This window comes from Burkholderia singularis, assembly GCF_001718875.1.
In the GTDB taxonomy this organism is placed as follows: domain Bacteria; phylum Pseudomonadota; class Gammaproteobacteria; order Burkholderiales; family Burkholderiaceae; genus Burkholderia; species Burkholderia singularis.
Genome location: NZ_CP013449.1, coordinates 122,310 through 142,890, shown reverse-complemented (window position 1 = coordinate 142,890; position 20,581 = coordinate 122,310). Strand labels below are relative to the sequence as shown.

Below are 20,581 nucleotides of genomic sequence, written 5' to 3'. Positions count from 1 at the left end.
GCTGCATCCGCAGGCGGGCGGGCCGCGTTCGCCAACACCCCGGCATGGCATGCGGCATCGGCGCCTACGCGTCGATTGGTCGCGCCGGCCGGTGTCAGCTATCGTTTATTTTGTAAAAGAACGGCGGCGGACGCCATCCGCCAAACGGCCGATCTTTCCCCGAACACGCCACGGAGACATCATGTACAAACGCATCCTCGTCGCAGTCGACGGCAGCGAAACATCCCGCCATGCATTCGACGCGGCGCTCGCGCTCGCGAAGGAGAACGCGGCGGAATTGCAACCGTACTACGTCGTCGAAAACGCCACGATCTACTACAACGTCCCGGGCTACGATCCGGCACCGCTGCGCAATCAACTGATCGAGCAAGGCAACGCGCTCGCGCAGGAGTTCACGCAGAGAATGCGGCAAGCCAACGTTACCGGAACCATGAAGATCGGCGAAGCCGAGACGTCGCTGGCCGATGTGCCGTCGCTGATCATCGAAGGCGCGAAAGCATTCGGCGCGGATCTGCTCGTGCTCGGCACGCATGGCCGCCGAGGCGTCAAGCGGCTCGTGCTGGGCAGCGTCGCCGAGCAGTGCGTCCGCCAGGCGGTGCTGCCCGTGCTGCTGATTCCGGCCGCCGCCCATCAGCCGGCCAACCCGTAAAAATGCGCGCCGCAGCAAACGCGCAGATTCGCCGCAACCGGAATTGCGCGATGTGGCCGAACCCAGCTCGCGCCCGCTGCGGCATTGATCCAACCTACTGAACTTCAAGGCCCGTTCGTCATGCTCACGCCCGTCCCCCGCTCCGCCGCCGCTCCGGCTCACGCATCCGGCATCCGAACGCCGCGCCGGTCCGCGCAGTGCTCGACGTGTGCGATGCGCCACCTCTGCATGCCGCAAGGGCTCACGGCCGAAGCGCTCGCGCATCTCGAGTCCGTGATATGCAGCGCGCGAGCCGTGCGCCGCAACGAAGCGCTATTCCGCGAAGGCGACGCTTTCGACAATCTGTACGCGGTGCGCTCCGGATCGCTGAAGACGGTCGCGACTCGATACGACGGGCGCGAACAGGTCACCGGCCTGCATCTTGCAGGCGAAGCGCTCGGCCTCGACGGCATCTGCGACGACGCGCATCCGCGCACCGCGATCGCGCTCGAAGACAGTTCGGTCTGCGTGATCCCTTACAGCGCGTTGAAGGCACTGTGCTCGAAAGCCAGCACGATGCAGTTGCGGATGCACAAACTGATGAGCGAGCAGATCGTTCGAGAAACGTCGCAGGCAATGGTGCTCGGCTCGCTTAACGCCGAAGAGCGCGTCGCGGCGTTCCTGCTCGACGTGTCGTCGCGCTACATGAAGCGCGGCTATTCGCCGACCGAATTCAATTTGCGAATGACGCGCGAGGACATCGGCAGCTATCTCGGGATGACGCTCGAAACAGTCAGCCGCACGTTATCGAAGTTCCATAAGCGCGGGCTCATTGAAATGCATGGGCGGATCGTCCGGATCGTCGATTTCGACGGCTTGCAGCGTTTGTGATCCATCGCGCCGCGCTGTCGCGTTTCTTTTACCGCAATCAATCGAGGAACAACGCGGCGCGCGCCTTGAGCGCCGCGCCGAACTCGTCGAGCCAGCCGATCGACAATCGCCAGCTCTGCCAGTAAAGCTCGATATCGACACTCTTGCCCGGCGACATATCGATCAGTTCGCCCGCGGCAATCTGGCGCTCGACCATCCGGTTCGGGCACATCCCCCAGCCCAGTCCGGCCTCGCATGCGCGCAGATAGCCAGCGACGTGCGGAATCCAATGCTGCGGCGGATCGAGATCCACGCGCGTCACGCGCCGAATGAAACGCGCCTGCAAGCTGTCCTTCGAATTGAACATCACGCACGGCGCGCGCCGCAGCGCATCACGATTCAGGCCGTCGTTGAAATAGCGCTCGAAAAACGCGGGCGAACATACCGGGTGATAGCGTATCCGGCCAAGGCGCGTCGAGCGGCAGCCTTGGATCGGCTCGGCAAGGGCCGTCACCGCCCCTTGTACGCTGCCGTCGCGAATCCGCTCGGCGGTGTGATCCTGATCGTCGATCACGAGGTCGAGCAGCGTGTCGCTTTGCGTGCAAAACGGCCCGACCGCATCGATAAACCACGTGGCGACGCTGTCATCGTTGACGGCGACCCGCAGCGTCGGCCATGTGCCGGGTAGCGCATCGGGAGCCGCCGGCATATGCGATGACAGTTCCGCCTCGAGCATTCGCACGCGCTCGGTGTGACGGCAAAGCAGCGCGCCCGACGTCGTCGCGACACACGGCTGCCCGCGCTTGACGAGCACGCTGCCGACCCGCTCCTCCAGCAGCTTCACGCGCTGAGACACCGCCGACGGCGATATGTTGAGCGCCTTCGCCGCCCGCTCGAACGAGCCCTGGCGGATCACTTCGGCAAGCGCATCGAGCAATGCGTAGTCGAGCATTAATTTTCCTTAATCGACATTAGCCAATTTAGCTTTGCTTATGCAAAGGGTTATCGGAGACTAGCGTCTTTCGTTTCGTCAGTCCATCCAATCCGCCGCAACCACCATGAATTGGACCGCTTTTTCCCACGGCATGATGCTGTCCGCATCCCTCATCATCACGATCGGCCTGCAGAATGCCTTCGTCCTCAAGCAAGGCATCATGCGCTCGCATGTCGGCAAGATCGTGCTGATCTGCGCGCTGTCGGACATGCTGTTGATCAGCGCCGGGGTAGGCGGCGCGTCGGCGCTCGTCGAGCGTTATCCGGCCTTCGTTCATGCCGTGCTGTATGTGGGTCTCGCTTATCTCGCGTGGTTTGGTTTCGGTGCATTGCGCCGCGCGCTCAAGCCGGCGCACACGGCCCTCGACGCAGCAGCCCCGGCCGCCGCGCAACCCGAGCAGCGCGCGTGGACGATCGTGCTGACGACGCTCGCGCTCACCTGGCTCAATCCGCACGTATATCTCGACACGTTCCTGCTGATCGGCACGGCCGGCGCACGCGAACCCGAGCACGCACGCAGTGCATTCGCGCTCGGCGCGATGGCGGCCAGCGCGATCTGGTTCGTCGGGCTCGGCTACGGCGCGCGGCTTCTTGCTCCATGGTTCAAGCGCGCATTCGCGTGGCGCGTGCTCGACGGTGCGATCGGCGGCATGGTGTTATTCGTCGCGGCCGCCCAGTTGCACTGAGCCATCCGCCCGGCTCGACCCGTTGCGCCGGTTTCATTACGCCTGGCCATTGTCCATTCGACATCCATTCACGAATATGGTGCATGACCGGCCACGCCAAGCATCAAGCGCAAGCGCTAGCCGCGACGCCCAATGCGCGCTGGCCGCGCAAATCGGCGGCAGCTTGCGGCCAAGCAAGCGCTCGCATCGCAGCAAGCGTCATGCGATTTCGATCGACGGCACATGACCGTTACTCAATGCGCCGCGCCGGCAAGCCGGATCGCGAAAGGATTCGGGGAAATCTCAGATTGACCCGTGCATATCGGCATGCTTTATTTCCATATCCTCAACCTATTCGCGCACGGCTCATCAAAAGCTTGGCGGATAAAAAAGGAAGTCGCGAGAACCGCTCGTCACTGAAGAGCGGGATACGCAACGCGACGAAAAGCCGCGAAGAGCATCGCATCACTGGACCATCATGGAGAGAGACATCATGGCCTACCGCAACGCGCGGCGACTGTCGCGATGGATCGCCGGGCTCATTGCGGCCTGCACGCTGGCGAGCCTCTCTTTCGTCACCCGCGCCGCTGTTCCTGCCGGCCCCGGCGCGTGGAGCAGCCAGCAAACCTGGGCCGCCGATACCGTCAACGGCGGCAACCTGACAGGCTATTTCTACTGGCCGGCCACCCAGCCGACGACGCCCAATGGCAAGCGGGCGCTTGTGCTGGTATTGCACGGATGCCAGCAAACAGCGTCCGGCGACGTGATCGACGGCGCCAACGGGGCCGGTTTCAATTGGAAAACCATCGCCGATCAATACGGCGCAATCATCTTGGCGCCCAACGCGACCGGCAATGTTTATTACAACCATTGCTGGGACTATGCGAACACGTCGCCGAACCGCGCATCCGGGCACGTCGGCGTGCTGCTGGACCTGGTCCAGCGCTTCGTCGCCAATTCGCAATACGCGATCGATCCGAATCAAGTGTACGTGGCCGGGCTGTCGTCCGGCGGCGGCATGACCATGGTGCTCGGCTGCATCGCACCGGACATTTTTGCCGGCATCGGCATCAATGCCGGGCCGCCGCCAGGCACGACCACCGCGCAAATCAGCTATGTCCCGCCCGGCTATACCGCGACCACCGCAGCCAACAACTGTAAGGCGTGGGCGGGCTCGAACGCCGGCCGGTTCTCGACCCAGATTGCCGGCGCCGTGTGGGGCACATCGGACTATACGGTAGCGCAAGGATATGGCCCGATCGACACGGCGGCATTGCGGCTCGTCTACGGCGGCACATTCACGCAAGGGGCGCAAGTATCGGTTCCCGGCGGCGGAGTCAACACACCGTATACCGACAGCAGCGGCCACGTGCGCACCCATGAGATCACGGTATCGGGCATGGCGCATGCATGGCCGGCCGGCGCCGGGGGCAACAATGTCAACTATGTCGACGCCACGCACATCAACTATCCGGCGTTCGTGATGGACTATTGGGTCAAGAACAATTTGCGCACCGGCTCGGTAACGACACAGCCCGGCGGCACGCCGACCGGCCTTGTTGTCACGGGGACGACCCAAACCACTGTTTCTCTGGCCTGGAATGCAGTCGCGAACGCCAGCGGCTACAACGTGTACCGCAACGGCGTGAAGGTTGGTTCGACCGCCTCGACGTCCTACACCGACACCGGCCTGAACGCCGCAACGACCTATTCGTACACCGTCACCGAAATCGATCCGCAAGCGGGCGAAAGCGCCCAATCGTCCGCCGTATCGGCCACGACGCAATCGAGCTTTGCCTGCACCGCCACCACGGCCAGCAACTACGCACACGTGCTCGCCGGGCGGGCGCACGATTCCGGCGGCATCGCCTACGCCAACGGCTCGAACCAGAGCATGGGCTTGGACAACGTCTTTTACACGACTACCCTCGCGCAAACGGCGGCCGGCTACTACATCGTCGGCAACTGCCCATGACCGTCGGCGGCTTTTCGACGCCGCGCCGCGAAAATGGCGCGCATCGGCCGCCGCTGCATGCGCGTTCGTCGAATGCGCGATGCGCATCGTGCGCCGAGCGGCTCGCGCGAGCTTCGCTTCGTGCAGTCCCGGCGACGTTTGCGGCGACGGCGCGGCGCAAGTTTCACTTCGCCGTCATCGGCACGCCGGCGACCATGCGAGCGACGATCGCCCGGCTGCTCGGTCCTACGCCCTGTCAGCCCGGCGTGTAGAGCCGAGCGCGGCCAATCGCCGGATCGCGCCTGGCCCGGCGCATCCCGAACGTGTTCACGCGAATCCGCGAAAAATGCCGCGTTATCGCAGCGCGATTCGTCTGGTTCGGAGAATTAACGGCGAACCCTCGGCGCACCGAGCGTCGATGCGCGGGCAAGATCGACAAACGCGGCCAAATAGTCGATCGACGCATCCGCGTCCCGCGTGCCCAGGAATATCTGCTTGGCAATGCCGTCCTTGCCGAGTTTGACCGGCACCACCGGCATCCGGTCCGAGTACTCGTCGGCAAGCCAGCGCGGCAGCGCCGCCACGCCGCGCCCGCTCGCCACCATCTGGAGCATGATGTCGGTCGTCTCGATCGCCTTGTGCCGCTTGGGAACGATGCCCGCCGGCATGAGGAACTGGGTGTAGATGTCCAACCGATCGGTTTCGACCGGATAGGTAATCAAGGTTTCGTCCGCGAGCTGGGCCGCCTTGACATAGTCCATGCTTGCGAGGCGGTGCTGATCCGCCACCACCAGCACCTGCTCGTAGTCGAACACCGGCTCGAAGCGCAGCCCGGGCTTGTTCAGCGGATCGGGCGTCACGAGCACGTCGATGTCGTAGCCGAACAGCGCGCCGATACCCCCGAACTGGAAACGTTGCTTGACGTCCACATCGACATCGGGCCAGCGCGCCAAATACGGCGACACCACTTTCAACAGCCACTGATAGCACGGATGGCACTCCATACCGATGCGCAGCGTGCCGCGTTCGCCGTTCGCATACTGCTTCATCCGCGCTTCCGCATGCTCGAACTGCGGCAGCAGCCGGTTCGCGAGCGCGAGCAGATACTGCCCCGCCTGCGTCAGCCGCAAGCTTCGCCCTTGCCGATCCCAGATCGGCGTGCCGAGCTGCTGCTCGATTTTCTTGACGGTATGACTGAGTGCCGATTGCGTGAGATACAAGGCGTTGGCCGCCGCCGTCAACGACCCTTGGCGCTCCACTTCACGAATGATGACCAGATGAAACCGCTCCAGCATGGCTAGGACTCACGAAAAATTCGCATGAAAAAATTTAATGGATGAATGAAATAATGCCATTTTATTTCATGTCTCGAAAACCCTATCATGGCCGCCGAATCCCTTCAATCCCACTGCAAACGGCGGCTCTCATGGTCACGACACACAATCTCGGCTTTCCTCGCATCGGGGCGACGCGCGAGCTGAAATTCGCGCTCGAAAACTACTGGAAAGGTCAGTCTTCGCGCGACCAGCTCAAGACGCTGGGCACGCAATTGCGCCAGCGCCATTGGGACAATCAACAGGGTCTCGATCTGGTTCCGGTCGGCGACTTCTCGTTCTACGACCACGTGCTCGACATGAGCTTCACGCTCGGCAACCTGCCGGAACGCGTGCAAGACTTTCGCGGCGACACGCTCGACAACTACTTCCGGGTGGCGCGCGGCCGCTCCGCGCCAACCGCGGAAGAACACGGCGCGTGCTGCGGCGGCGTCGCGGCCGGCGAGATGACCAAATGGTTCGATACGAACTACCACTACATCGTGCCGGAATTCACCGCGACGACCCGTTTTTCGCTGGACGCGTCGCGGCTCGTCTCGCAATTGACCGAGGCCCGCGCCGCCAACGTGAACGCCAAACCCGTGATCATCGGCCCTGTCACGTATCTTTGGCTCGGCAAGGCGAAGGACGATTCGGACCGCCTCGCGCTACTGCCGAAGCTGCTGCCTGTCTACGCCGCGCTGCTCGACCATTTTGTCGCCCAGGGCGTCGAGTGGGTGCAGATCGACGAACCGGCGCTCGTCACCGAACTCGATCCCGCGTGGCAACGAGCATTCGTCACCGCATACGAGGCGCTCGAAACGCGGCGCGTCAAGCTGCTGCTCGCGACTTATTTCGGCTCATTGCGCGAGAATCTCGCGCTCGCGTGCTCGTTGCCGGTCGAAGGTCTGCACATCGATGCGATCAACGCACGCGACGAAGTCGCCACGCTCGCTCGCCAACTGCCGGCGGACCGCGTGCTATCGGTCGGCGCGATCAACGGCCGGAACATCTGGAAGACCGATCTCGCCGCAACGCTCGACTGGCTCGAGCCGCTCGCGCAAGCGCTCGGCTCCCGGCTGTGGATCGCGCCGTCGTGCTCGCTGCTGCACGTGCCGGTGGATCTGTCGAGCGAACAGAAGCTCGATCCGGCGATCCGTTCGTGGCTCGCGTTCGCGCTGCAAAAGCTCGACGAACTGAAGGTGCTCGCGTCGGCGCTGAATCACGGCCGCGCATCGGTCGCCAACGAACTCGCCGCGAATGCGGCCGCAATCGAAAGCCGCCGCACCTCGCCGCGCGTTCACAATCCGGCGGTCAAGGCCGCGGTCGAGCGCATCACCGCGGCGCTCGGCCGGCGGCAGAGCCCATACGGCGTCCGCGCACCGAAGCAGAACGAACGGCTCAAGCTGCCCGCGTTCCCCACCACCACGATCGGCTCGTTCCCGCAAACCGGAGAAATCCGCCACGCGCGCAGCCAGTTCAAGGCCGGCGCGCTTGACGAAGCCCGCTACAAGGCCGCGATGCGCGCGGAGATCGCGCGCAGCGTCCGCGAGCAGGAAGCACTGGGCCTGGACGTACTGGTTCACGGCGAAGCCGAACGCAACGACATGGTCGAGTATTTCGGGGAGCAGCTCGAAGGTTACGCGTTCAGCCAGTTTGGCTGGGTACAGTCGTATGGCTCGCGCTGCGTGAAACCGCCTATCCTGTTCGGCGACATCAGCCGCCCAAGCGCGATGACCGTGGAGTGGATCGAGTATGCGCAGTCGCTGACCAGCAAACCGATGAAAGGCATGCTGACCGGCCCCGTGACGATCCTCAACTGGTCGTTCGTGCGCGACGATCAACCTCGTTCGGTGTCGTGCCTTCAGCTCGCGCTCGCGATCCGCAATGAAGTGCTCGACCTCGAGAAGGCCGGCATCCGCGTGATCCAAATCGACGAGGCGGCACTGCGCGAGGGCCTGCCGCTGCGGCGTTCGCAATGGAAGGAATATCTGGATTGGGCCATCGAATCGTTCCGCATTGCCGCCAACGGCGTAGACGACGAAACCCAGATTCACACGCATATGTGCTACTCGGAGTTCAACGACATCATCGCGTCGATCGCAGACATGGACGCCGACGTGATCACGATCGAGACTTCGCGCTCGGATATGGAATTGCTCGACGCGTTCGACAACTTCAAATATCCGAACGAGATCGGACCGGGCGTCTACGATATTCACTCGCCGAATATCCCGACCCAGGAGCATATAGTCCAGCTCATGAAGAAAGCGGCCGAGCGAATTCCGGCGCAACGACTATGGGTGAACCCGGACTGCGGGCTGAAGACGCGCCAGTGGACGGAAGTGATTCCGGCGCTGACGAACATGGTGGCCGCGGCCAAGACGCTACGCAACCAGGTGCAGTAATCGTATTGCCCCGCCGAGCGCGCAGCAGGGCGCGGCATTGACGCCCCGGGCCGGTGCATTCCGGCCCGGGGCGATTCATTTCGTCAAAAGATTTTCTTCCGCCCCCAACCAGTGCGAACAACCCACGCGCCGCCAGCTATACAAAACAGCCAGCCCGGGAACCTGGCTTTGACGGCCCTCTTCATTCAGACAATGCTTAAACGATCCGCCATCACAGTTCACTTATTTACAGCACATTCCCGTCATGAAATTTAATCAGGCACGAAATTACAAACCATCGGGAATTAATAGCGATCGACAAACATTGAATGGATAAAATCGGTTGGTAATAGATTGCGGATCTTGATTCTTTTGGAGCCGTCAAGCCAAGCCGGCTTCAGCACCCCGCCCCGCCAATTCACTTATCTTGGCTATCTCGATAATAAATGACGAACCGGGCATAATTTTTTCTCCACCGGCATCGCAAGCGTCAAGATTGATTTATGTGAGAGCAGCCACGGAATCGAAAAACATTCCGAAAATTCACTTCCAGGTGACGTTGACACCAACGGACAGTGCGAAGAGAATCGGACAAGCACGCTGATATGGCCAACTGCTCGCCATTCAGTCAGCGACGGCATAGTAGCCCCGAGCCATCCGAAACATTTGCCGTTCGCAGCATCGCTGCCAAATCGTCCGCAATGCCGGTTTGAAGCCGCGCCCCAAATCAGAAAAAGCAATGTACGGCAGCACCAAAAGCCCAGTCCAAGCATCCAAGGGAGGCCAGACTATGCACCGGAACACCCATGCCGATTATGAGTTAGATTGCCACAGCAGGTCGGGTTCGATAGCTCTCCATTTATCGAAATTCGAATCCACCATTCTGGCTTGCTCCCCAGGTCTATTTCGCCCGGAGTCTTCCCCATATTTCCATACATTGCCGTTCCACTCGAGCAACCGAATAACCCGTCGCGCCCCTTCAAGTCGATTACATTCATACCATCCACTGCGAATAGGTGCCACGTCAGCCGAAAACCATCGAGTCTTGTTCATTCCCAATCTTCCTCTTATTGGCAATAACGATTGCTGCCCTACATTCGGCGCAGCCACTTCATATAGCATCCTGCGCTTTTCGGCAAACTTATATAAAAACGACGTCCCCGTCACCTGCCAATACCAACAGGATATTAATTTTAAAAATTGGTTTCAGATCGATCGTCCTTTACTGGCAAGCCAAATGCCCGATGAATGATCCAGCCGGACATGAAAATTGGCCATTGATATTACGATATCGCGTTGCAAATTGTCGTAACTTCGCTGGCTACAATGGATATTCTGAAAAATCGATACACCTTGGCATCCAATCGCACGTCTGGATAAAAACAGCCGCCTGAATTCAGCCTTCCGTCATGAATCAGAACACGCCCCCAAACGCCAAAGAACACTGTCTTCTCGCCGACCGGTCATCCCATCCCACTCAGCCCGCCACGCTATCCGAAAAACGGTTTTCCCCGTCCAAGCTGGCGGCCTTGACCGAAGTGGCGCTGGATTTTGGGTTGGATATGCGGGAGGTGCTAGCAGGCACCGGCCTTAGCGCCGAAGATGTCGCCAACCCATTCGTCCTTACGTCAAGGTTGCAATTCTTGACAGCCGCGCGCAATACGATCCGTCGATGCCCACGTTCGGACCTGGGTGTACAAGTTGGCAGGCTGCTCCACGCTTCAAGCTATGGAATGTTTGGGTATGCCGTACTGTGCTCGGAATCCATGGCTGATGCACTTGACTCGGCAATCAAATTTCACCAGCTTGCAAATGGCGTGCTCGGCGTGAGCTGGAACCAGCAGGAGGATTTGGTATTTTGGAATTTTTCCGGTTGGAACGAAACGAAATTGCCTGAAATCGATGCAGATTTATATCATTTTCTCGTCGATATGCAATTTGCATTACATGTGACAGTGGTCAAGGATGTCATGGGATCATGGTGCGTACCGGTGCGTGCGGAATTTATGCGTGAGCAACCACCTCATGCAAAGCTGCTATCGGAAACGCTCGAATGTCCACTTCTGTTCGAACAGCCATGCAACAGAGTCAGTTATCCGTCGGCATGGCTGCCACGCATTCCGCAGCTCGCTCATCCGGTCACGGCAGCACAGGTCTCGCGGCAATGCGCGCGCCTGTTGGACGAAATCCGTAATCAATCGGATATCACGCAGCGTGTCTATCAAATACTTACACGCACGCCGGGTAAATTCCCGGATATTGATGCTGTCGCCAGTGACTTATGTATGACCGCACGCACGTTGCGCCGCAAACTCGACGCGGCGGGAACGTCATATAACGAACTACTGACAAGCGTGCGAAGAGCGCTGGCCATTGATTATCTCAGTACAACCACGCTGAGCATCGAAGACATCGCATTCTTACTAGGATTCAGCGACGCAGTGAGCTTTCGGCATGCATTCAAGCGCTGGATGGGAACGACTCCGAATGATATCCGCCGTAATCGAGAGAAGTGGATTAACAGCGCGGAAACCAGAATTAAACCGGAGTAATTTCGATTGATGGGAACGGTCAATTTTTTTGACCGTTCCCATCATTTTTACAACCTCTGCGGTGATCCATATTTAACCTGCCGAATCAATTTAATTCTTTGCAATCAATATATCGAAAATATCGTCTTATCAGCACTAACGAAGAGTGATCATTAACCTGCGGGAATTAATATTCGCCGCATTCAAGGGAGTACACAGTCATCCAGCGATTTGCAAGTCTTTGGAATTGTATTGCTTCATACTCGATTCGGGCTTGTGCTCGCTTGACTATCGCTACTACGATAGATTGAGACACTCCGTATAGCGGCACTTCGCCCATTCGAGCATAGGAGGTGAAGATAAGTGCACGCATGAAACAAGCCGTTCGATAGGCCAGAGAAGCTGACTTTTCATTTTCGGTATACGGCTCTTGATGCTCATCGCCGCCGCGATGTTCGACTTGTGCGCGCGACATTCATTGGCTGTCGATCGTAGATCGTCGATTCACAGAGCGGCGCGAATCAGTATCGGCATTCGACCTACCAAACCGCCTTATCATCCATCCACAATAGCGCCTACCGTAAAAATCACTGACTCTCAAAGCGCATGAATAGATCGAACTCACAAATCATTCACCACGCCATTTTTCATCAGTCGCCCACACGAGCCTATCTTGATATTTATTTTCATTTCACACGAAAATAAATTCATAAACCAACATTTGAAATTTTAAAAGCATAATCCAAGATGGATCTTTTAACGGCAATGCGCGTTTTTGTCAATGTGGCGGAATTAGGCAGTTTTGTACGTGCCGCCAAATGCATCGGCATTTCAACCGCCGTGGCAACACGCCATATCGTGGCACTTGAAAATCGACTCGAAACCCGTCTTATCTATCGAACCACCCGCAGCCTTTCTTTAACGGAGGCTGGCTCGAAATATCTGATTAGCGCGCGGCAACTACTGGAAGATCTCGAAAAAATCGAGGAAGAAATTTCCTCAGTCAGTCGAGGGCCGATTGGCACTTTGCGCATAGCATCGTCTCCCGGCTTTGCTCAACATTGCCTCACTCCGCTCCTTCCATCATTCATGACGACATTCCCCAATATTTCCCCTGACCTGACGACCACGGAAAGACAAGTGGATTTCATCAAGGAAGGATTTGATATAGGAATATTAACGTCTCAGCAAATACGCCATCCCAGCACGGTAACCCGGTCGATAATTAATATCCGCATGATTGCCTGCGCATCGCAACAATACTTAAATACACATGGAACTCCACATCATCCAAACGAATTGGAAAAACATTCGGCCCTCGTACTATCCAACCTGTATCTCAATGGAAACAAATATAAATTCACGTTTGAAAATGAAATTCACCAACCCAAGCTTTCGAGTCGAATTTTAACCAACAACGACGAGATTATCCGTCATCTTGCACTGCTGGGATTCGGCATCGCGATATTGCCGGAATACACGGTCAATCGAGATATCGAGCTGGGGAATTTGCAGGGAATATTATCGAACTACGAGCTACCCAAACTCGAAATGTATATCGCGTACCCCAATCGTCAACACATGCCAATCAAGGTTCGCTCGTTTATCGATTATTTGCTCGCCAATTTCAATGAATGACCGCAACGAGTCCGGCAGAATTCCGCGGCAAGCCTCGCGGTTAGCGATGAAATACGATACAGAGGCCACCAGCGGCCATTATTACCAGCCCAACGCAAGCCAGGCTGCATCGGCAAATTATCTCGAATTGATTTCATCTGGAACAATGGGCAATCCGGGCGCCGCGTCAACGCGCGGTCAAAACACTCCAGGCGTGGCTCGATACGCTCGGCATAGAACCACGCCTGATTGTCAGACCGATACTGTCGTCACGCTTCGAGGAATGCCAGCAAATCCGCATTGACCTGGTCCGCGTGCGTCACACAAATGCCGTGTGAGCCGCCCGGATACACTTTCAGCGTTGCTTGTTTGATGATCGCCGCGGATAAGCGCGCGGACGCGTCGATCGGCACAATCTGATCGTCATCACCGTGCAGGATCAGCGTCGGCACGTCGATCTTCGCCAAATCCTCGGTATAGTCGACTTCGGAAAACTCGCGCACGCACGCGTACTGTCCCAGTATCCCGCCCGTCATCCCCTGCGCCCAGAATGCGTCGATCGTACCTTGCGACACCTTGGCGCCCGGCCGATTGAAACCGAAGAACGGCAACGCGAGATCCCGGTAGAACTGCGAGCGATTATCCGCGACACCCTTACGAATGCCGTCGAACACATCCATCGGCAGGCCGCTCGGGTTCGCCTCGGTCTTCAGCATGATCGGCGGTACTGCGCCGATCAGCACAACCTTCGCAATGCGGTGCGAGCCATGACGGCCGACATAATGCGAAACTTCACCGCCGCCCGTCGAATGACCGACGAGCGTCACGTCGCGCAAATCCAGCGCATCAATTAGCGCGGCGAGATCGTCGGCATACGTATCCATGTCGTTGCCCGCTGCCGGCTGCGCGGAGCGGCCGTGTCCGCGACGGTCGTGCGCGATCACCCGATAGCCATGCCGTGCGAGAAACAGCATTTGAGCGTCCCACGCATCGGCGTTCAGCGGCCAGCCGTGCGAGAACACAACCGGGCGCCCCGAGCCCCAATCCTTGTAGAAGATCCGCGTACCGTCTTTCGTCGTGATCGTGTCCATCCAAAGGCTCCGTATCGATGAGTATGTGTAGGCAATCGGCACAACGCGCGCCGATCGGACTGCGGGTCATCTGTCGCGGCAGCAGGCTGCCTGGATCATACCGTTCGGGGCTTCTTGAGCGCAGCTCGACAATGGGCAACGAGCCGGATGTGAAGTGCGTCAACGATCCATGCATGGCGTGTCGACCGCCGCATGCGCCGTGTTCAGCGCGCCATCCTGCGCTGCGTCAGCTTACCTGCATTCGAGCTTTCCGTCCGGCCCCGCCACGCCCGTCATGCATTCGGGCCGAGACGGGCGCCGTCACGCTCAACGCGATGCCGAGTAACGAGCAACGCCGTCGGTCATGACCGCAGCGTCCCCAGGGCGTTTGCCGCCCAGCGTGCAGTGCGGAACGGCACGCTGCTCGTGCTGCGCTCCGGCATTGCCTGAGTATTGCCTGAAATTCGCGCAATGAAATCCGCTCAAAACCGAGACTTGGTCTCTCCAATCAGGCACGAGCCGGTTCCAAGCCCCGCTTCGTGGCCGAAGCGCAGGGCGTCCCGCTGGCGCCCGCCCTCGCAAGCGCCAGCCGCAACCGCGCAACCCAATTGCCGCTTCTCGCCGAAGCCCCGATTCGCGGCCGGCAAGCGTGAATGGCCGCTGCCGAAGCCCGTCTGCCACGCCATCAAACATCGTAACGGCCGGCCGCGTCGCCAACCTCATCCAAAGCGGCCGGTTGTGTCATGTGTGGAACGCGAGTGTCTGCACGCGCATCAGAAGCGGTGGCGTAGCCCGAGATTGATGATGCCTTGGGTCCGCGTCCCGCCGTAGCCATAGGAACCGATCGAAGCCTGCGCCACCTGCGTCTGTCCGTCGAGCGTGCGCTGTTCGCCGTTCGCACGCTGCCACGCGCCGACCGCATAAAGATCGGTGCGCTTCGACAGCACGTAATCGGCGCCGGCGGACACCTGATGGTAGGTTGCACTCGTATCGCCGCGGGCGCGCGTGTAGCTATAGCCGACGCCGACGAGCAGGCTGGCCGTCGCCTGATAGTTGAAAAAGCCGCGCACGGTATCGTACTTCTGCGTGCTGCGGAACGCAGACATCGCATCGGCCTTGTACAGCGCATTGCTGTAGTCGATACCGGCGGCGAATGGCGCGAAGTTGTAACGCAACGCGCCGCGCGCGATGTTGATCGATTTCGCCGAGATATAGCCGCCGTTGACCAGCGACCCGTCGAACGTCCCGTCCGATGTGCCGTTCCAGCCGGTCCGGATACCGTTGGCGAGCGATGAACGATTCGCGGCGTGGTAATAGCCGCCCGCGACATCGACCGGACCGTTGCTGTACGAAAGACCCACCGACCAGGTTTGCCCGGCGCCGCTCTTGCCGGCCACACCGCCGAGCGCATACATGCCGACGAACCGGAATCCGCCGATCACGGGCGACGTGTATTTCACTGCATTGTCGGTACGCGACGACGTGTCGTAATTGTCGACATCGCCGGGCGTCGAATAGACGCTACCGAAGTAGAAATCGCCGGTTACCGGCCACGCCACGTCAGCAAGGGAATCGTATTGACGGCCAAGCGTCAGCGTGCCCCAACGTGCGCTTTCGAGACCGACGAACGCCTGCCGGCCGAACATCCGGTTGCCTTGCCCAAGCGCGCCGGTGTTCGGGTTGAAACCGTTTTCCAGCGTGAAAATCGCTTTCAGTCCGCCACCGAGATCCTCCACGCCTTTTACCCCGAAGCGGTTGCCGAGCAGATTGCCGTTGCCCAGACCGACGAGATGCTTACCTTCCGCATTCGCATTCCAAACAAACGACAAGGATGTATCGAACAAACCATAAAGCGTGACTTCCGATGCGCGGGCCGCTTGGCTGATGGTGAAAAAAGTGCCCGACAGCATTAAGAACCGAAGTGAGTTGTTCAAGGTGCGCTCCCCAGTGTTGACAGTGGTTGTCTTATGCGTCGGACGGCTTCCGGTATCGTGCTTTACCGTCCCTGGCGGGGCGGGAAAACTCCGAACGCGCTGCCGATTCTGGAAAGCATTCGCATCGCGGAGATGAGCGACAAATGACAAAAATGTCATTTCCGCGTCATCCCAAATGAGGTGGCAGCGATCTCGAATGCACGCTGAAGAACGGGTTCCGAAGCGAAATGGGGCGGAAGCGGCGATCCGATGCACACATGACGGCGTCATGCGAGCAGCGAAGAAAAGCTACGGCGCACGCTATGTGCAGAATGGGAATCGAAACACAGTCGGCGGCCGGGAAGCGATCGACGCGCGCAGTCGCGATCCGGGCCACGTTCATGTAATACCAATTCACGAAGCTGAGCGACGACAACGCTCCGTTCGAACTGCCTATTACGGGCCAGTGAGTCCGGCCGGCGAAGCGATTGAAAGCCTCCCCTCACGAGCAAAGGAAAAAATGTCCAGGCACAGCCTTAACGCAACCCGCAATTTATTTACGGAAGAGTCAGGAAACCGGGCCAGCGCGATGCGCGATACCGAGAAGACTTTCTCAATGGGGACCGTACCGCGTTACGACCGTAACTTCGCTTGACTCAGGTGATTTTCGAGATTGAAATTTGTGACAACGAGGCGATCAGCGAGCGTTGACATTTTGACTTGATCACAACACGGGGATTGTCATGGACGTTTCGATTCAGCAATCTGCGAGCCATTGGGGCACCGTGCCGGCTGAGTTTGCCATTCCCCTGGTTGAGAGCGCGTTCGTCCGTCGGCATCACGAAGACGGGCCAAGGTTGCGCGAGCATTCCCGTCGCTGGATGCTCGAGCATCGGCTGGTGCCGGCCGATGTCGTGGGAACTCAGGCCGATGGGCTGCGTTACACCGAACTAGTCGCAAGCTATTCAGCCGGTGCGCCCTTTGACGCATTGTGCGCGATCTCGGATTTCAATATCTGGTTCTTCGTGTGGGACGATAGGCACGGCCGATACGCGTTTCATCACCAACACGACCGATGGGAGGCCTTGCGCGACGCACTATATCGTGTCGTTGACGCGCCGGCGGCCTACTCGCACGATGGCGATCCGCTCCTTTGCGGGCTTGCCGATTGCCTGCTGCGTTTTCGTGCGCTGATGAGCGGGCACTGGAATACGAACATCGCGGAGCACCTGCGCGCTGTGATTCGCGCCTACGATATCGAATATCGCGAGCGTATCAACAACTACGTGCCGCCGATTGACGACTATGTGAAGCTGCGGGCCGGCACCTTCGGCTACTGCGTCTGGCTTGATTGCCTCGAACTCGCGGCAGGACGCACATTGCCGGCCGATATTCGTCAGTGGGACGAGTACCGTCGCGCGGGCCTGGCCAGTCAAGAGTTTGCGGGTTGGTATAACGATCTGTGCTCGATCCGCAAGGAACTGGCCGCCGGTGAGTTACACAACCTCGGGATCACGCTGATCAAACATCGTGGACTGTCGGTAGGCGATGCAATCGATGAAGTTCGCGAGCGCGTCATCACACGCGTCGAGGATTTCCTTCTCGCCGAGCGTGCGGCGCTGGACCGGGTGGATCGCGCGAATCTGCCGTCCGAAATCGCAGACACTGTCCGGCATTGTGTGTTCAACATGCGCAACTGGATCTCTTCCGTTTACTGGTTTCATCACGCATCCGAACGTTACAACTTAGACGCATGGGCAGACAGGTCGCATCCACCATACGTCGTCGACGCCTGAGCTGGAAGCAGTTTGTGATGCTCGCACGTCACGTGCAATGAAGCAGTATGGCGTAGCGCGGCAACTTAGAAGCGCGAACCAATGGCGGCGGAACGTTGGGTTATCCAAACTGCATGGCCGGCCGCTCTGTCCGACCGACGATCGTCGCAGGCGGGCTGGCGTGTGCGCAACTCGTGCGCACGCGCCAGCCGGTTACGGATTCGTCATTTCTCCTGCGGTCCCAATGGGCTGCGCGCCGTTTGAGCGCCGCTCCTGCCGGCGGACGACGATACGCTCCCCCCGGCATCCGGAACGACCTCGACGGTCACGTGCGACAGATCCTTGAAGCATTGCAGCAGGCCGTGATAGAAACGCGAATCCCGCGCCGTATCGCCGGTGGAGACGGAAACGACCGCGCTCATATGCCCTGGTCCGAGGCGCCAGACGTGCAGATCGTTGATCCGGTCGCCGCTGCCTTCGATGGCGGCGCGCACGCCGTCTGCCAGCCGACGATCCGAATTCATATCGAGCAGAACGCCGCCCGTGTCGCGCATCAGGCCGAACGACCAGTTCCCAATCACCAGCGCGCCGATGATGCCCGCGAGCGGGTCCATCCAGACCCAGCCAAACGCACGCGCGAGCAGCAGACCGATGATCGTCAGAACCGATACCGCCGCATCGGCAATCACGTGAATGTAAGCGGAGCGGATGTTGTGATCCCGCGCCGCCGCAGACCCGGCGTGATCATGTACGCCGAACGCGAGTTCATGCTCGCGGCCGTTCAGCCGCACGATGGCTCTGAACTGATGAGGCTCGGGGATAACCTCGAGCGACTCCAGATAGCCGCCACGGCTTTCCATCGCAAACTCCTGCCGGGTACCGTCTGGGCGGATCGTCGTCACGGACACGGCATTCGCATCGACGAACGTCGCATCGTTCGTGGCAGGCGCCACGCGGAACACGGGCGGCACGCCGTCTTCGAACACCGATACGAGGAATACACCTCGCTGATCGAAGATTTTGTGCACTTCCTCTTCGTGCCCGTGGCCATCGTGACCGCCGTGCGCATGCGCGTGATGATGGCCGTGGCTATGGTGATCGCCGCTCAACAACCATACGCTCACGATGTTGACGAGCAGGCCGGCAACCGCAATCGGAATCGCCTCACCGAAATGGATCGGAACGGGGGCAAACAAGCGTGCGACCGCCTCATACCCGATCAGCAGCGCGATCATCGCGAGCACGATGGCGCTCGTGAAGCCTGCGAGGTCGCCGAGTTTCCCCGTGCCGAATACGAAACGCGGATCGCTCGCGTGTTTGCGCGCATAGGTATACGCAAGCGCGGCGATCAGCATCGCGCCAGCGTGGGTCGACATGTGCAACCCGTCGGCGATGAGCGCCAGCGAGCCGAAAACCGATCCGCCGACAATCTCGGCCACCATCATGGCCGCGCACAGCCCGATGACCATCCAGGTTTTGCGCTCGTTCTCCTCGTGCGCAGTCCCCAGAAAAATGTGGTCGTGCCCCGCACCGAATGCAGCATCCTTGAATTCGCTCATCTCAGCCCCCGATTACTTGAAATAGCTGTGAACGACTTCAATCAATTGCTCGGTCGCGCTGCCTTCGTCTTCATGCCCTTCAACGTCGACGAGATGGCTGCGAATGTGCTCCTCGAGCACGACCGCGAGCAGCCCGTTCATCGCGCCGCGGCTGCTCGTGATGCGCTGGAGGATTTCGTTGCAGCCGCGCTCTTCTTCCAGCGCACGCTCGATTGCTTCGACCTGTCCCTTGATGCGGCGGACGCGATTCAGCAGCTTCTGCTTGTCCTTGACGGTGTGGCTCATGGTGGCGCCCTCATATAGTGGGGGGGAGTATACGCCACTCCTCATCACGCGTTGCCGCGATAGACGATATATCCAACGCCAACGTCACCGAATGCGCTAAATTCCCGCATCGCGCAGTCTCTGTCTCAGTGCATTCGAGATGACCGGGACAGAGCTCAGACTCATCGCAAGGGCGGCAATCATCGGCGAGAGCAATCGCCCGGTGCTCGAATCCGAGTCCAGGGACATGGACTGCTGTATCGGCCATTCGCCGGTCAGCCCGCTCACTGCCAATCCATTGATGGACAGCATCGCGCAATGCAACTTCTGAGACCGCATCAAACTTGGCCTGGATTGCGCGAGCAGCCTGTCTGCTCGCGTCGAGCGCGAGCCCGCCAGGTCGAAGGCGCGGCCGTTCGGAACGTGCCGCGCCAGGTTTTGGACAGCGGCGCGCACATCAATGTTGGACTGCCCACTTCGGCTCAATCAGCCGGTGGAGTTCCTTGTTGCGTGCGATCGTCGCTTCGCTAGGCGGATAGTCGAGCTTGCTCGTCGGCAACAAACCATCGTGATAGGCCTGGATCAACTCTTGCCGAACCTGCTCCCGAGTCTTGCCTGACGACACGGTATTTGCGCTTTGTGCCTGCGACACCACAGACGAAGTCGCGCTGTCGCCAACGACAGCGCCGCTGTTTAGCGCGACGACAGGATAGGCGTGGCCGCCATCGGCAAATGCGGACGCGGAGGCGAAAGCGGCAATGGCGACGGCGGCAACGATTTCAAGCTTCATGTTTTCTCTCCATTGTGAGGTACACAGCCGAACCTACGGCTCCATGAGCGTCCATTCTGAAGAGCCGGCCCTGATCGAACCGTGACATGAAGATGATTTTTTGATCATGCTGCTTTTATTGTCAGCCGTACCCTGAGGCGCCACGCGCGGTTACCTAAAAAAGGCCCGGCCTGATCAGCCGGGCTGACAAAGACAAAATCCCTTATTAATCGCTATTCCATGAGTGACTCGGCGACGTGCGTGGACGAAATG

General features: G+C 59.3%; 15 protein-coding genes. 8 read left to right on the top strand and 7 right to left on the bottom strand.

Annotation, left to right across the window (positions count from 1 at the left end):
• Positions 1 to 181: 181 nt before the first annotated feature.
• Together AQ611_RS16690 and fnr are read left to right on the top strand one after the other, a co-directional pair.
• Positions 182 to 649, top strand: coding sequence for a universal stress protein (locus tag AQ611_RS16690; protein ID WP_059519461.1), 468 nt, complete (start codon positions 182 to 184; stop codon positions 647 to 649).
• A 120-nt stretch (positions 650 to 769) separates the two neighbouring features.
• Positions 770 to 1,519: a fumarate/nitrate reduction transcriptional regulator Fnr gene (gene fnr / locus AQ611_RS16685; protein WP_069235421.1), complete on the top strand. Its 750-nt coding sequence runs from the start codon at positions 770 to 772 to the stop codon at positions 1,517 to 1,519.
• A 37-nt stretch (positions 1,520 to 1,556) separates the two neighbouring features.
• On the opposite strand, the gene AQ611_RS16680 is transcribed toward fnr, so the two are convergent.
• Entirely contained in the window at positions 1,557 to 2,450 is an 894-nt protein-coding gene (locus AQ611_RS16680) for a LysR family transcriptional regulator ArgP (RefSeq protein WP_069235420.1), read from the bottom strand.
• A gap of 106 nt (positions 2,451 to 2,556) precedes the next feature.
• Between AQ611_RS16680 and AQ611_RS16675 the strand changes: the two genes are divergently transcribed.
• Positions 2,557 to 3,177 (top strand): LysE/ArgO family amino acid transporter, encoded by a 621-nt coding sequence (locus tag AQ611_RS16675; RefSeq protein ID WP_059519456.1) that lies wholly within the window; start codon positions 2,557 to 2,559, stop codon positions 3,175 to 3,177.
• 472 nt (positions 3,178 to 3,649) lie between these two features.
• Positions 3,650 to 5,131, top strand: a complete 1,482-nt coding sequence (locus AQ611_RS16670) for an extracellular catalytic domain type 1 short-chain-length polyhydroxyalkanoate depolymerase (protein WP_069235419.1) — start codon at positions 3,650 to 3,652, stop codon at positions 5,129 to 5,131.
• A 365-nt stretch (positions 5,132 to 5,496) separates the two neighbouring features.
• Here the strand turns inward: AQ611_RS16670 and AQ611_RS16660 are convergent, their stop codons facing one another.
• On the bottom strand, positions 5,497 to 6,405 hold the full coding sequence (locus tag AQ611_RS16660; RefSeq protein WP_059519450.1) for a LysR substrate-binding domain-containing protein: 909 nt from the start codon (positions 6,403 to 6,405) through the stop codon (positions 5,497 to 5,499).
• A 131-nt stretch (positions 6,406 to 6,536) separates the two neighbouring features.
• On the opposite strand from AQ611_RS16660, the gene metE reads away from it, so the two are divergent.
• The 3 genes from metE (at position 6,537) to AQ611_RS24885 (ending at position 12,979) form a co-directional block, all read left to right on the top strand.
• Positions 6,537 to 8,831, top strand: a complete 2,295-nt coding sequence (metE, locus tag AQ611_RS16655) for a 5-methyltetrahydropteroyltriglutamate--homocysteine S-methyltransferase (RefSeq protein ID WP_069235417.1) — start codon at positions 6,537 to 6,539, stop codon at positions 8,829 to 8,831.
• Positions 8,832 to 10,219: 1,388 nt separating this feature from the next.
• Entirely contained in the window at positions 10,220 to 11,362 is a 1,143-nt protein-coding gene (locus AQ611_RS24890; protein ID WP_083237424.1) for an AraC family transcriptional regulator, read from the top strand.
• 726 nt (positions 11,363 to 12,088) lie between these two features.
• Positions 12,089 to 12,979, top strand: a complete 891-nt coding sequence (locus AQ611_RS24885) for a LysR family transcriptional regulator (protein ID WP_083237423.1) — start codon at positions 12,089 to 12,091, stop codon at positions 12,977 to 12,979.
• A 248-nt stretch (positions 12,980 to 13,227) separates the two neighbouring features.
• On the opposite strand, the gene AQ611_RS16645 is transcribed toward AQ611_RS24885, so the two are convergent.
• A complete protein-coding gene (locus AQ611_RS16645) occupies positions 13,228 to 14,049 on the bottom strand; it encodes an alpha/beta fold hydrolase (RefSeq protein ID WP_069235415.1) in 822 nt (273 codons plus the stop codon).
• A 752-nt stretch (positions 14,050 to 14,801) separates the two neighbouring features.
• Positions 14,802 to 15,938 (bottom strand): porin, encoded by a 1,137-nt coding sequence (locus AQ611_RS16640; RefSeq protein WP_069235414.1) that lies wholly within the window; start codon positions 15,936 to 15,938, stop codon positions 14,802 to 14,804.
• Positions 15,939 to 16,684: 746 nt separating this feature from the next.
• Here AQ611_RS16640 and AQ611_RS16635 point away from each other — a divergent pair.
• Positions 16,685 to 17,737 carry a terpene synthase family protein gene (locus AQ611_RS16635; RefSeq protein WP_197517148.1) on the top strand — a complete coding sequence of 351 codons (1,053 nt, stop codon included), beginning with the start codon at positions 16,685 to 16,687 and terminating at the stop codon, positions 17,735 to 17,737.
• Between the two features lie 203 nt (positions 17,738 to 17,940).
• Here AQ611_RS16635 and dmeF read toward each other — a convergent pair whose 3' ends face one another.
• From dmeF to AQ611_RS16620, 3 genes are all read right to left on the bottom strand, one after another.
• Positions 17,941 to 19,275: a CDF family Co(II)/Ni(II) efflux transporter DmeF gene (dmeF, locus tag AQ611_RS16630; protein WP_083237422.1), complete on the bottom strand. Its 1,335-nt coding sequence runs from the start codon at positions 19,273 to 19,275 to the stop codon at positions 17,941 to 17,943.
• Positions 19,276 to 19,287: 12 nt separating this feature from the next.
• Complete coding sequence (locus tag AQ611_RS16625; RefSeq protein ID WP_059519444.1) at positions 19,288 to 19,560, bottom strand: metal/formaldehyde-sensitive transcriptional repressor; 273 nt, start codon at positions 19,558 to 19,560, stop codon at positions 19,288 to 19,290.
• 436 nt (positions 19,561 to 19,996) lie between these two features.
• Positions 19,997 to 20,329 carry a DUF4148 domain-containing protein gene (locus tag AQ611_RS16620; RefSeq protein ID WP_069235413.1) on the bottom strand — a complete coding sequence of 111 codons (333 nt, stop codon included), beginning with the start codon at positions 20,327 to 20,329 and terminating at the stop codon, positions 19,997 to 19,999.
• Positions 20,330 to 20,581 lie beyond the last annotated feature (252 nt).